The 13,713-nt window shown below is 66.6% G+C and carries 12 protein-coding genes; all 12 read right to left on the bottom strand.

Annotation, left to right across the window (positions count from 1 at the left end):
- Positions 1–3: 3 nt before the first annotated feature.
- The gene (gene fabZ, locus AC10QF_RS01245) at positions 4–462 is read right to left on the bottom strand and encodes a 3-hydroxyacyl-ACP dehydratase FabZ (protein WP_494541593.1); all 459 of its coding nucleotides are present in this window, start codon (positions 460–462) and stop codon (positions 4–6) included.
- A complete protein-coding gene (gene lpxD / locus AC10QF_RS01240; protein ID WP_111176255.1) occupies positions 459–1,481 on the bottom strand; it encodes a UDP-3-O-(3-hydroxymyristoyl)glucosamine N-acyltransferase in 1,023 nt (340 codons plus the stop codon). Before lpxD ends, fabZ begins: the two co-directional genes overlap by 4 nt.
- Positions 1,482–1,902: 421 nt before the next feature.
- Positions 1,903–4,266 (bottom strand): outer membrane protein assembly factor BamA, encoded by a 2,364-nt coding sequence (bamA, locus tag AC10QF_RS01235; protein ID WP_005415847.1) that lies wholly within the window; start codon positions 4,264–4,266, stop codon positions 1,903–1,905.
- Between the two features lie 74 nt (positions 4,267–4,340).
- A complete protein-coding gene (rseP, locus tag AC10QF_RS01230) occupies positions 4,341–5,699 on the bottom strand; it encodes an RIP metalloprotease RseP (RefSeq protein WP_061480177.1) in 1,359 nt (452 codons plus the stop codon).
- Positions 5,700–5,754: 55 nt separating this feature from the next.
- Positions 5,755–6,945: a 1-deoxy-D-xylulose-5-phosphate reductoisomerase gene (locus AC10QF_RS01225; RefSeq protein ID WP_065177434.1), complete on the bottom strand. Its 1,191-nt coding sequence runs from the start codon at positions 6,943–6,945 to the stop codon at positions 5,755–5,757.
- Positions 6,946–6,947: 2 nt separating this feature from the next.
- Entirely contained in the window at positions 6,948–7,784 is an 837-nt protein-coding gene (locus AC10QF_RS01220; RefSeq protein WP_061480179.1) for a phosphatidate cytidylyltransferase, read from the bottom strand.
- The gene (uppS, locus tag AC10QF_RS01215) at positions 7,781–8,548 is read right to left on the bottom strand and encodes a polyprenyl diphosphate synthase (protein ID WP_032954050.1); all 768 of its coding nucleotides are present in this window, start codon (positions 8,546–8,548) and stop codon (positions 7,781–7,783) included. The genes AC10QF_RS01220 and uppS overlap by 4 nt, the downstream gene beginning before the upstream one ends.
- Before the next feature lie 5 nt (positions 8,549–8,553).
- Positions 8,554–9,108, bottom strand: a complete 555-nt coding sequence (gene frr / locus AC10QF_RS01210; RefSeq protein WP_005415853.1) for a ribosome recycling factor — start codon at positions 9,106–9,108, stop codon at positions 8,554–8,556.
- Between the two features lie 96 nt (positions 9,109–9,204).
- A complete protein-coding gene (pyrH, locus tag AC10QF_RS01205) occupies positions 9,205–9,933 on the bottom strand; it encodes a UMP kinase (RefSeq protein WP_005415854.1) in 729 nt (242 codons plus the stop codon).
- A gap of 120 nt (positions 9,934–10,053) precedes the next feature.
- Positions 10,054–11,589: a GGDEF domain-containing protein gene (locus AC10QF_RS01200; RefSeq protein WP_065177433.1), complete on the bottom strand. Its 1,536-nt coding sequence runs from the start codon at positions 11,587–11,589 to the stop codon at positions 10,054–10,056.
- Between the two features lie 259 nt (positions 11,590–11,848).
- On the bottom strand, positions 11,849–12,724 hold the full coding sequence (gene tsf / locus AC10QF_RS01195; protein ID WP_005415856.1) for a translation elongation factor Ts: 876 nt from the start codon (positions 12,722–12,724) through the stop codon (positions 11,849–11,851).
- Between the two features lie 126 nt (positions 12,725–12,850).
- Complete coding sequence (rpsB, locus tag AC10QF_RS01190; protein ID WP_494541592.1) at positions 12,851–13,657, bottom strand: 30S ribosomal protein S2; 807 nt, start codon at positions 13,655–13,657, stop codon at positions 12,851–12,853.
- Positions 13,658–13,713 lie beyond the last annotated feature (56 nt).

Genomic DNA, 13,713 nt, shown 5'->3' with positions numbered 1-13,713 from the left:
GGATCAGCCCTTGGCGCCGGCACACATGACCTCGGCCGACGCGACGACTTCGCCGTTGACCTTGGCTTCGCCGTAGTACCAGCCCATGTTGCGGATCAGGCGCTTCATCTGCACGTCCAGCATCAGCACGTCACCGGGCACGACCTGCTTGTTGAAGCGGGCGTTTTCCACCTTGACCATGTAGAACAGCTTGGACTGCGCATCGCGGCCGAGCGTGAGCTGGGTCATGACACCGCCAGCCTGCGCCAGCGCTTCGATGATCAGCACGCCGGGCATGATCGGGCGGCCCGGGAAGTGGCCCTGGAAGAACGGCTCGTTGATGCTGACGTTCTTCTGCGCCAGGATCCGCTTGTCCTCGACGTCGAGTTCAAGCACCCGGTCCACCAGCAGGAACGGGTAGCGATGTGGAAGCAGTTCCTGGATCTGGCAGACGTCGATCGGAAGCTGCAGCGAATCGTTCATTCTTTCTCCTTGCCAGCAGCCAGAACGCGGCGAGCCAATGCGTCCAGCTGCTTGAAGCGCGCGGCGTTCTTGCGCCACGTGCGGTTGTCGGTCAATGGGGTGCCGGACGAGTACTCGCCCGGCTCATGGATGGAGTTGCGGACCACCGACTTGCCGGTGATCACGACCTTGTCGCAGATCTCGAGGTGGCCTACCACGCCAACGTGGCCGCCGAGCAGGCAGTAGCGGCCGATCTTGGCGCTGCCGGCGATGCCGGTGCAGCCGGCAATGGCCGAGTGCGCGCCGATCTGCACGTTGTGCGCGATCTGCACCAGGTTGTCCAGGCGCACGTCTTCGTCCAGCACGGTGTCTTCCAGCGCACCACGGTCGACGCAGGTGTTGGCGCCGATCTCGCAGTCATCGCCGATGCGGACGCCGCCGAGCTGCGGCACCTTGATCCACTTGCCGGCGTCCATCGCCAGGCCGAAGCCATCGGCGCCGAGTACGGCACCGGGATGCACGCGCACGCGCTTGCCCAGCCTGACCCGGGTGACCAGGGTGACCCGTGCGATCAGTTCACAGCCGGTATCCAGGCTGCAGTCCTCGCCGATCACGCTGCCGGCGCCGATGATGCAGTTCTCGCCGATGACGCTGCGCGCACCGACAGAGACGAACGGACCGATGTGCGCGCTGGCCGCAACCTTGGCGCTGGGGTCGATCACCGCGCTGGGGTGAATGCCCGGCGGGCGGGTCGGCGCGATGTCGAACAGCGCGGCGATCTTGGCGAAGGTGGTGTACGGGTCCTTGGCGACGAGCGCGGCGCCGGGAGCGGACTCGGCGTCGTCGGCACGCAGGACCACCAGCGAAGCCCGGCTGTCGGCCAGCTGGGCGCGGTAGCGGGGGTTGGCAAGGAAGGTCAGCTGGCCAGGACCGGCATGGGCGAGGGTGGCCACGCCATGGATGGCGGTAGCGGGATCGCCATGGACCTGCAGGCCGAACTGCTCGGCGAGTTGCTGGGCGGTGTAGGTGGGAGTATTCACGGCGGGAGTTTAACGTGTGGCGCCATTTCGGTCATGCGGTGGGGCATATGCAGCCAACGGCAGGGCCCCTCACGGCCGGCAGAGCCAGTGTCATGGGCTGGGTCGGACGGGGCGGGGCTGCGGGGGGCGGCGCAAGTACGTCCATGTAGCCTTGGTCGCCGCATCCATGCGGCTCACACCCCCGCAGCCCCACCCCGTCCGACCTCCGACGGCCTGGCGCGAGTGCCAGCCACGGAAAAACAGAAAAGATCAAAAGCAGAGCGGGCGCTTCCGGCATCTAGGCCAAACGAAAACGCCGGGCAGAGCCCGGCGCTTCGCACCCCGTCTGGTGGAGAGCCCCCCTTTGTTAAGGGGGGCGCGCCAGCGGCGCGGGGGATAGGTGGAATGCGGGGGCAGTTCTGGCGAACCGCCTCGCGGTTCGTCAGAACTGCCCACCGAACGTGAATTGCAGGCGTTCGATCTTGTCATCGTCTTCCTTCTTCAGCGGGAAGGCGTAGCTGATCGAGATCGGGCCGACCGGGGCGCGCCACAGCAGGGCCACACCGGTGGATACGCGCAGCTCGTTGGCCTTGAAGTTGTCCACGCCGGTATACACGTTGCCGAAGTCGACGAAGGCTGACACGCGCGCCGACGGGCTGTCGAACAGGCGCGGGAAGTAGGCCTCCACCGAGCCGACGGTCTTCAGCGAGCCACCCAGCGGCTGGCCTTCCGGATAACCAGTCGTGACTTCGCGCGGGCCGAGGGTGTTGTCCTCGAAGCCGCGTACCGAGTTGGTACCACCGGCGTAGAAGTTCTCGAAGAACGGCAGGCCGCTTGCGGTGACGGTGCGGGTGGTGCCATCCGGATTGGACAGCGTACGGGTGTAGTCCTTGCCGTAGGCATCGCCGTAGCCGATTTCGGCGCGGGTGTTGATCACCAGCGATGGCATGATCGGCCAGTACTTGCTGATCTGGTAGTTCAGCTTGTAGTACTCGATGGTCGAACCCGGCAGCGTGGTTTCCAGGCCCACGCGCTGGTAGGTGCCGCGGGTCGGCATGAAGTAGTCGTTGCGCGAGTCGCGCGCCCAGCCCAGCTCGGTGCGCCAGGCATGGAAGGTGCGCTTACCGACGGCGTTGATGTAGTCGATGATCGACTGCGGGGTGGAGCCCTGGTAGGTGGTGATCTGGTTGCTGTCAATGCCGAACATCAGCGAGACGGTGTCGGTCTCGGTCAGTGGCACGCCGAACACCACCTGCGCGGCACCGTTGGTGCTGTTGTACTGCGCGGTGTTGAAGTCGGAGTAATCCAGTTCGCGCCAGGACAGGTTGTAGCCCAGCGACACGCCGTCATCGGTGAAGTACGGGTTGGTGTAGCTGAAACCGTAGCGCTGCAGGTAGCTGCTGCGCGAGGCTTCGACCGACACGCGGTTGCCGCCGCCGAGGAAGTTGTTCTGCGACAGCTGCACCGAGGTGGTCATGCCGTAGGACTGCGAGTAGCCCAGGCCGAACACGAAGCTGCCCGAGGTGGTTTCCTTGACGTTGTAGACGACGTCGACCTGGTCGTTGCTGCCGCTGACGGCCGGGGTCTCGACTTCCACCGATTCGAAGTAGCCCAGGCGCTGCAGGCGGATCTTGGAGCGGTCGATCGCGGCCTGCGAGTACCAGCTGTTCTCGAACTGGCGCATTTCGCGACGCATCACTTCATCGGAGGTGCGGGTGTTGCCGCGGAACAGGATGCGGCGCACCGACACGCGCGGGCCGGGCACGACCTGCATGTTGATGGCCACGGTCTGCTCGGCGCGGTTGGTGGTCGGGATCGGGTTCACCTTGGCGAACGCGTAGCCGATGTTGGACAGCGAATTGGTGATGGTGTCCGAGCTGAACTCCAGCAGGGCACGCGAGAACGTGTCGCCGGACTTCTGGATCACCATGCGCTCGACGTCCTCCTGCGGGAGGATGGTGTCGCCGCTGACCTTGATCTCGGAGATCTTGTACTGCGCGCCCTCGGTCACGCCCGCGGTCAGGAACATGTCGCGCTTGTCGGGGCTGATCGAGACCTGGGTGGAATCGATGCTGAAATCGACGTAGCCGCGATCCAGGTACCAGGAGTTGAGCTTTTCCAGGTCGCCGGACAGCTTTTCCTTGGAGTACTGGTCGTCACGGCGGTACCACGACGCCCAGTTGTGCTCCTTGGACTCCCAGGTCTCCAGGATGTCCTTGCTCTCGAACTTTTCGGTGCCCACCAGGTTGACGTGGCGGATCTTGGCGGCCTTGCCTTCCTTGATGGCGATGGCGATGTCCACGCGGTTGCGGTCCAGCGGGCTCACCGTCGGGGTGATGTCGACGTTGTACTTGCCACGGTCGTTGTACTGGCGGCGCAGTTCCTGGGTCACGCGGTCCAGGCTCAGGCGATCGAAGGTGCCGCCCTCGGTCAGGCCGATGTCGGACAGGCCCTTGAGCAGCTGGTCGGACTTGATGTCCTTGTTGCCGGTCACGGTCAGCTTGTTGATCGCCGGGCGTTCCTTGACGGTCACCACCAGGATCGTGCCCTGGCGGTCCAGCTGCACGTCTTCGAAGAAGCCGGTCTTGTACAGGGCGCGGATCGTCTCGCCGACCTTGTTGTCGGTGATCGTCTCGCCGCGTTCCACCGGCAGGTAGGTGAACACCGTGCCCGAGCTGATGCGCTGCAGGCCATCGACGCGGATGTCGCTGACAGTGAAGGGCTCGGCTGCCTGGGCCAGGGCGGGAGCGCCGGTGACGGCGGCGAGGGCGAGGGCCAGCAGGCGGCGATTGGGGAGTCGCGTCATGTCACGTCCGGTAGGAAGGTCGATTTCATTGGTGCGGGATGCCGACGCTGTAGACGGCAACAACGTGGAAAAGTTCATCGCGGGACCAGGCCGAGGATGTCGTTGTAGAACGCCAACCCCATCAGCCCGGCCAGCAACGCCAGGCCGATGTATTGGCCGGCGGCGATGGCACGCTCGCTCAGCGGGCTGCCCTTGACCAACTCGATAAGGTAATACAGCAGGTGGCCGCCGTCCAAGATCGGGATCGGCAGCAGGTTGATGATGCACAGGCTGAGCGACAGCAGGGCAAGGAACTGCAGGAACCAGTCGAGGCCGCGCTTGGCCGAGACATTGGCCACGCGGGCGATCGTGACCGGCCCGGAAACGTTCTGCAGCGAGGCCTTGCCGGTCACGATGCGACCCATCATGCCCAGCGAGTCGGCGGCCAGGCGGCCGGTCTCGCGCACCGCCACGGTCACCGCATCCAGCGGGCCATAGCGCAGCAGGGTGTCATAGGCGGGGCTGTAGCTGGTGGGGAAGCCGACGCCGATCTGCCAGACCGGATTGCCCTTGCCGTCCTTGCCCTGGCGCGGGGTGACTTCCAGCGCCAGGCGCTCGCCGCCACGCAGGACCTCGATCATTCCCGGCCCGCCGGCACGGCCCAGGGCCTGGATCTCGCCGATCACCTGGTCGACGCTGTCGATGCGCTGGCCATCGATGGCCACGATCAGGTCGCCTGGCTGCAGTTGCCCTGCCACCACGGAGTCCGCAGTCAGCGACTCCACTTGGGCCGGCTGCAGCCACGACTGCCAGTGCAGGCCAGCCAGGATCGGCACCCGCCGCTCATCGAAACCCGCCGGCAGCTGCGACAGCGGCAGGGTGCGCGTGCGTACCTGGTCGGCCGTATCCAGCACTTCCAGCTTCACGTCGCGGCGGTCCATCGCGGCTGCGGTCAGCGCCATGCTGGCCTCGCCGAGGGTGACCACCTGGCGGTCGTCCACGCGCAGTACGCGGTCGCCGCTGGCCAGGCCGGCACTGGCGGCGATGCCGCTGACACGGCCGATGGTAGGCGAGTAATCCTGCTTGCCAATCACGAACATCGCCCACAGCAGCAGGATGCACAGCAGCAGATTGGCGATCGGGCCGGCGGCAACGATCGCGATGCGCTGCCAGACGGTCTTGTGGTTGAAGGCCTGGCCGCGCTCGTGCGGGTGGACTTCGACCTCGCGTTCGTCGAGGAACTTCACGTAACCGCCCAGCGGGATGGCGGCGATGGCGAACTCGGTGCCGTGCCTGTCGCGGCGCGACCACAGCGGCCGGCCGAAGCCGACCGAGAAACGCAGGATCTTGACCCCGCACAGGCGCCCGACCCAGTAATGCCCGAACTCGTGGAAGGTGACCAGCAGCCCGAGGCTGACGATCATCCACCAGACCGATCCGATGAAGTCAGTCATGCAGGCTCACAGTGGTGGGCAGGGGCGGCGGCGTCATGCTGGGCGAGGCGGTCGTTCAGGCGGCGTCGATGGCGTTCAGGGTGAGCTGGCGTGCCCGCTGGTCGGCGGACAACAGGATCTCCAGTGTATCGGCTGGCTGGGTCGGCAGTGTTGAAAGAGCGTTAGCAACCAGCGCCGGGATCGTCAGGAAACCGATACGGCCCTGAAGAAACGCTGAAACCGCCTCTTCATTGGCGGCGTTCAGCACCGCCGGTGCGGTGCCGCCGGCCTGCATCGCCTGCCAGGCCAGCGCCAGGCAGGGGAAGGCGTCAGTATCCGGGGCCTCGAAATCCAGGCGGCCCTGGGCCAGCAGGTCCAGCCCGGCCACGCCCGATTCGATGCGCTGCGGCCAGCCCAGGCCGACGGCGAGAGTGGTGCGCATGTCCGGCAGGCCCATCTGGGCCAGGGTCGAGCCATCGACGAACTCGACCAGCGAATGGACCAGGCTCTGCGGGTGCACCAGCACCTCGATGCGCTCGCCGGGCACGCCGAACAGGTGGTGGGCCTCGATGACTTCCAGGCCCTTGTTCATCAATGTCGCCGAATCGACCGAGATCTTCGGCCCCATCGACCACTTGGGGTGGGCAACGGCCTGGGCCGGGGTGACCTGGGCCAGTTCGGCGCGGCTGCGGCCACGGAACGGGCCGCCGGAGGCGGTCAGCAGGATCCGGCGCACGCCGGCGCCGTCGACACTGGCATCGCGCGAGCGCAGGCACTGGAAGATCGCGCTGTGCTCGCTGTCGATCGGGATGATTTCGGCACCGGCACGTTCGGCCGTCCGGGTCAGCAGTTCGCCGGCCAGCACCAGCGATTCCTTGTTGGCCAGCAGGATGCGCTTGCCGGCGGCCGCGGCAGCCAGGGTCGAGGACAGGCCGGCCGCGCCGACGATGGCCGCGACCACGGTATCGCAGGCATCGCTGGCGGCCAGCTGGTCCAGCGCGGCCTGGCCGGCATGGGCCTCGGTGGCAAGGCCGGCCTCGCGCAGGCCGTCACGCAGTTCGGCGAACAGCGATGCATCGGCGATCACCGCGTGCGCGGGTCTGTGCTGGCGGCACAGCGCCAGCAGCGCCTGCACCTGGCGGCCGGCAGCGAGCACCGTGGCCTGGTAGCGGTGCGGGTGGCGGGCGATCACGTCCAGCGTGGAGGCGCCGATCGAGCCGGTAGCGCCGAACACGGCGACCCGGCGCAGGTCTGCAGCAGCATTCATGGTCAGAACCCGAAGATTTCCTTGCCCAGCGCGAACACCGGCACGGCGGCGAGGACGCCGTCGACCCGGTCGAGCACGCCACCGTGGCCCGGGATCAGGTGGCCCGAGTCCTTGGCGCCGGCATGGCGCTTGATCAGGCTCTCGAACAGGTCGCCCAGGACCGAGGCGAACACCGCCACCACTGCGGTGATCAACAGGCCGGGCAGGTGTGCGGCATCGATGCCAGCCAGCCAGCCCAGGCCGAGGGCCACGGCGACACCGGCCAGCAGGCCGCCGAACAGGCCTTCCCAGGTCTTGTTGGGGCTGATCCGCGGCGCCAGCTTGTGCTTGCCGAAATGGCGGCCAGCGAAATAGGCGCCCGAGTCGGCCGCCCACACCAGCGCCAGCGCAGCCAGCAGCCACAGGTGGCCCTGCTGGCCCGGCGGATCGCCGCCGGCATGGATCAGCACCAGCGCGGCCCAGGCCGGGACGATAGCCAGGGTACCGGCCAGCATCTTCAGGATCCGCGAGGGTGCCGACGGCTGTGCACCGAAGTTGAAGAAGCGCAACCAGACCAGCGCGGCCAGCCACCAGGCGACGCCGGCCAGCGTGGTTATCTGGAACAGGACCAGGGTGCTGCCATCGGCCCAGACCAGCAGCACCATCAGCAGCAGGTTCAACACCAGCAGCACGGTGCGCGCCAGGGTGTCTTCGATACCGGCCAGCTTCAGCCATTCCCACAGGCCGATCAGCAGCACGGCGGCGGCGGCGGCGGCCAGCCATTGCGTGGGCAGCAGCAGGATCGCCGCAATGGCTAGCGGCGCCATGATCAGCGCGGCAAGGACTCGGGTCTTGGTCATGGGCTGGAAGTCTCGGTGGCCAGTGCGGCAATCTGGGCGCTGGTCAGGCCGAAACGACGCTCGCGACCGGCATAGGCGTCGAGCGCCTGCTGCAGCTGCCCGGCGTCGAAGTCCGGCCACAGGGCCTCGGTGAACCACAGTTCGGTATAGGCGAGCTGCCACAGCAGGAAGTTGCTGATGCGGGTGTCGCCGCCGGTGCGGATGAACAGGTCCGGCGGCGGCAGGTCGGCCAGGGCCACCTGGCTGCCCAGCAGCGCTTCGTCGATCTGCTCGGGCAACAGGCGACCGGCCGCCACTTCGACGGCCAGGGCGCGCGCGGCGCGGGCGATGTCCTGGCGGCCACCGTAGCTGGCAGCGATCGACAGGGTCAGGGTGGTGTTGTCGGCGGTGCGCTGCTCGGCCAGCTGCATGCGGCTGACCAGCCCGGCGCCGAAGCGCTCGCGTTCGCCGATGAAGCGCACGCGCACGCCACGCCGGTGCAGCTCGTCCACTTCGCGGTCGAGTGCACCGAGGAACAGCTTCATCAGCGCGTCTACTTCCTCCTGCGGCCGGCCCCAGTTCTCGCTGGAGAAGGCGAACAGGGTCAGCGCCGGAATGCCCAGTTCAAGGCAGCGCTCGATGGTGCGGTTGACCGCGCGCGCGCCGGCACGGTGGCCGATCACGCGGGGGCGACGGCGCTGCTGTGCCCAACGCCCGTTGCCATCCATGATGATGGCAATGTGGCGGGGCAGGGAGGCAGGCAACGGAGGCGGGACTGAAGGCATCGACTTCAGACCGACAGCAGTTCTTTTTCCTTGTCGGCAACGACCTTGTCGACGTCCTTGATGTTGGCGTCGGTCAGCTTCTGGATGTCGTCTTCGCCGCGCTTCTTCTCGTCTTCGCTGATCGCCTTGTCCTTGACCAGCTTGGCGATTTCCTTGTTCGCGTCCTGACGGATGTTGCGGATCGCGATCTTGGCGCCTTCCCCTTCCTTCTGCACCTGCTTGACCAGCTCCTTGCGGCGCTCTTCGGTCGGCGGCGGCATGTTGATGCGGATCGCGGTGCCCAGCGTGTTCGGAGTGAACTCGGCGTTGTAGAGACCCTTTTCGATCTCCTTGATCATGCCTTTGTCGAACGGGGTGACCAGCAGCGAGTGGGCGTCGGCGTTGGAGATCGACGCGACCTGGTTCAGCGGGGTGCTGGCGTTGCCATAGGCGCTGACCGTCACGCGGTCCAGCAGGGCCGGGGTGGCACGGCCGGTCCGGATGGAGGTGAGGGTGTGCTTCAGAGCGTCAATGCTCTTGGCCATGCGCGTCTGCGCGTTGTTCTTGATGTCGTTGAGCATCGCCCGGTCCTGGATGTATCTGGAATCGGGCGATTATAGGCGAATACGGGACGCTGCCGGGCCTGAATCGGCCCGGTCGTCGCTTTGCGCTCAGGCTCAGGCGGGGTCGCGGCCCTGGACCAGGGTGCCGATGTTCGCGCCGTTGAGGATCTTCAGCAGTTCGCCCGGCTGGCCCATGTCGAACACGCGCATCGGCAGGTCGCTGTCGCGGGCCAGAGCGAAGGCCGCTGTGTCCATCACTTCCAGGCCGCGGCGGATCACTTCGTCGTAGCTCAGGCTGTCGAAGCGGACCGCATCGCTGTGCTTGTTCGGGTCCTTGTCGTACACGCCATCGACCTTGGTGGCCTTCAGCAGCAGGTCGGCGCCGATCTCGATCGCGCGCAGTGCGGCGCCGGAGTCGGTGGTGAAGAACGGGCTGCCGACGCCGGCAGCGAAGATCACCAGGCGGCCCTTTTCCAGGTGGCGGATGGCGCGGCGGCGGATGTAGTCCTCGCACACGTCGTTGATCTTGATCGCGCTCATCACCCGGGCCTTGGCACCCAGCTTCTCGAGGGCGTCCTGCATGGCCAGGGCGTTGATGACGGTGGCCAGCATGCCCATCTGGTCGCCGGTTACGCGGTCCATGCCGCCGGCGGCCAGACCGGCGCCGCGGAAGATGTTGCCACCTCCGATCACCAGCGCGACCTCGGCACCGGCCTGCTGGGCTTCGATGACCTCACGGGCGAGGCGATTGATGATCTTCGGGTCGATGCCGTAGTCCTCGTCTCCCATCAGCGCCTCCCCGGACAGTTTCAGAAGGATGCGGCGATAGGCGAGCTTGGACATGGGGACCTCGGGTGCGTGGAAATCGCGGGCGATTCTACGCGCATGCGGCGTTGTGCCAAAGTGTTTTGTGCACTGCGGCGCAGAATCCGGTGGTTCGCCCGGTCGGCCGGGGCGTCCCGTTCAGCCCAGTTCGGCGCTGGCCGTGGCCGACAGCTCGTCATGGCCCAGCGCCCCCGGCGAGCGGGCGATCACCCGGTTGCGGCCCAGGTTCTTGGAGCGGTACAGCACGTCGTCGGCCGCGCGCAGCAGGTCCTGGACGTCGGCGAAGCGCTCGTAGCCGCCCTGGGTGGCCACGCCGGCGGAGAAGGTGACGAACAGCGGCCCGCCCTCCAGCTCGGCCATCGGCGTGGCGACGATGTTGGCCAGCACCCGGCGGATCACGTCCAGGGCCACGCTTTCGCTGGTGTTGGGCAGCAGCGCGACGAACTCCTCGCCGCCGAAGCGGGCCACGGTGTCGCTGTTGCGCAACTGGCCCTGCAGCTTGCCGGCGAAGGCGCGCAGCACCTCGTCGCCGGTCAGGTGGCCGTGGGCGTCGTTGATCTTCTTGAAGTCGTCCAGGTCGATGAAGGCCACCGACAGTGGCCAGCCCTGGCGGCCGGCACGCAGGAATTCCTGCTCCAGCACCGCTTCCAGCTGGCGGCGGTTGAGCACGCCTGTCAATGCATCACGATGGGCCTGGTCGGCCAGGCGCTTGGCGCGCGCCTCGAATTCGTCGGCACGGCGGCGTGCCTGGTCGGCATCCTGCAGTTCGCGCAGGTTGCGCAGCGTGGCCAGTTCCTGCGCATGATCGATCAGCTCGCGCACCCGCGCCGGAGAATTGAGGCCGGCATCGAACAGGCTGGCGATGTCGGGCAGGGCCTCGCTGATGCGGGCCAGCACCTGGTCGAAGCGCGCGCTGTCCAGCTCCAGGCGGTCGTGCACCTGCTGCAGGGCGCGCTCGCGCGCGGCATCGGCGTCGCTATCCAGCCAGATGTCGGCCACTGCGCCGGACAGTTGCACGCAGGCCTGGAATGGCGATTCGGCGGCGTCCTCGTCCTCGCTGTGGCTGATGCTCTCCACCAGGTAGCGGGGCAGGCCCCATTGCTCGGCCACCCAGGCGCCGACGTCGGCGTGGCTGCAGCCCAGCGCCTCGCGCTCGAGGGAAACCAGGTCGATGTTGTCGCGTGCTTCGCGCAGCAGCGGCAGGTAGCGCTCCGACTCGGCCTGGGCCAGGCACAGCACGCCCAGGTCCTGCAGCAGTCCGGCCAGCATCAGCTCCTCCAGCCGGCGCAGGCCGCGCGCCTGGCCCAGCTGGCTGGCCGCCAGGGCACTGAGGATGCTGCGCTTCCACGCGCGCTGGCGCAGGTCATGATCGGCGCCACCGCCGGTCAGGCCCTGGGTGACGGTGAAGCCGAGGGCGAGGCTGATCGTGGCGTTCAGGCCCAGCATGGTCAGCGCCTGGCCGAGGTTCTCGATGCGGCGGCGGCTGGCATACAGCGGCGAATTGGCGATGCGCAGCATGCGAGCGCTCAGCGCCATGTCGATGGCGATGATGTCGGCGGCGGTGGCGATGTCCGCTTCCGGGTCCTGAGCCAGTTCGATGATGCGCAGGGCAATACCGGGTGGCGAAGGCAGGTTGCGGCAGAGCGCCAGGGCAGCTGTCAGCTCGGGAGGCATGTCGGGTCGTTCAATTCCATTGGGGCAAGAATACCTAGGAATGCATCACAGTCCGCGATTTTCGTTCCTGCTAAGTGACTGAGGATTCCCTGCGGCTGAGTATCGGCTTGATTCGAGTGCAACGCAAAGGTGCCGGTTGTGCGCACCAACGGTGCGCACCCACCGATGGGCCATGGGTTAATCCCTAGGCCCATGCATAAAAAAAGAGCCGCGGTTTCCCGCGGCTCCTTCTGGTCGTTTCACAGCCGAAGGGCTGGAATCAGACCTGCATCGCCTTGGCAACTTCGGCGGCGTAGTCTTCCACCACCTTTTCGATGCCTTCGCCGACGATCAGCAGCTTGAAGCCTGCCACGTCCGCGCCAGCGGCCTTGACCACCTGCTCGACGGTGGTGTCGCCCAGCACGTAGGTCTGGCCGTACAGGGTCACGTCGCTGACGATCTTGTTGATCTTGCCGCTGATGATCTTTTCCAGGATGTCGGCCGGCTTGGCCTTGTCCTTCTCGGTCATCTTGGCCAGCTCGATTTCCTTTTCCTTTTCGACGAACTCGGCCGGAACGTCCGCAGCCTTGTTGTGCGGCGGCTTCAGCGCGGCCACGTGCATCGCCAGGCCACGGGCCAGCTCGACGTCGCCGCCGATCAGGTCGACCAGCACGCCAACCTTGCCGTTGGTGTGGACGTAGGCACCGATGTTGCCGGTGGTGTCGACCTTGACCATGCGGCGGATCTGGATGTTCTCACCCAGGGTCTGCACGGCGGTGGCGCGGGCTTCTTCAACGGTGCGGCCGTCGGCCAGCGTGGCGGCCTTCACGGCTTCGACGTCGGTGGCGCCCGATGCCAGGGCAGCGGCAGCGACGGCGTTGACGAAGGACTTGAAGTTGTCATCGTTGGCGACGAAGTCGGTTTCCGAGTTGACTTCGACCAGCACGGCCTTGCCGCCGTCCTGGGCCAGGCCCAGACGGCCTTCGGCGGCCACGCGGTCAGCCTTCTTGTCGGCCTTGGCAGCGCCGGACTTGCGCATGGCTTCAGCAGCGGCGTTGATGTCGCCGTTGGCTTCGGTAAGCGCCTTCTTGCATTCCATCATGCCGGCGCCGGTGCGCTCGCGCAGTTCCTTGACCAGGGAAGCAGTGATTTCCACGGGATTACCTCACGAAAGAAAGGGGTTGGGCCGGCATGGTGGCCGGCCCGTGTGACACGGTCCTGTCACGCGCCGGGGGGCTGCGTGCAGGGAGGGTGGACGCCGGGCGTCCACCCGGGGCCTGGATCAGGCCTGGGCGTCGTCGCCCTTCTTGGCAGCCTTCTTGGCCGGAGCGCGGCGGGCCGGCTTCTCTTCGCCTTCAGCAGCGGCTTCAGCGAACTCTTCCTCGCGCACCGAAGCGGCGTGCGGGGCAGCGGCCTTGCCTTCCAGCACGGCGTCGGCAGCGGCGCGGGCGTACAGCTGCACAGCGCGGATGGCGTCGTCGTTGCCCGGGATGGCGTAGTCCACCAGTTCCGGGTTGTAGTTGGTGTCGACCACGGCGATGACCGGAATGCCCAGCTTCTTGGCTTCCTTGATCGCGATGTCTTCGTGGCCGATGTCGATCACGAAGATGGCGTCCGGCAGACGGTTCATGTCCTTGATGCCGCCCAGCGAGGCTTCCAGCTTGTCGCGCTCGCGACGCAGGCCCAGCACTTCGTGCTTGACCAGCTTCTCGAAGGTGCCGTCGGTTTCACCGGCTTCCAGTTCCTTCAGGCGGGCAACCGACTGCTTGACGGTACGGAAGTTGGTCAGGGTGCCGCCCAGCCAACGCTGGTTCATGAACGGCATGCCGCAACGCTCGGCTTCTTCCTTGATGGTTTCGCGGGCGCTGCGCTTGGTGCCCAGGAACAGGACGATGCCGCGCTTCTGGGCAACCGACGAGATGAAGTTCATCGCATCGTTGAACAGCGGGACGGTCTTTTCCAGGTTGATGATGTGGATCTTGCCGCGGGCGCCGAAGATGTACGGAGCCATCTTCGGGTTCCAGTAGCGGGTCTGGTGGCCGAAGTGGACGCCGGCTTCCAGCATCTGACGCATGGTGACCTGGGGCATTGCAATACTCCTGATATGGAACCAGCGATTCCGCCCGCGGGATAGGTATGCGGGAC

The sequence above is a fragment of the Stenotrophomonas maltophilia complex sp. Om-AH-Sm3 genome (assembly GCF_059337855.1).
The sequence above is the reverse complement of the archived record's forward strand: the minus strand, read 5'-3'. Positions and strand labels throughout refer to the sequence as shown.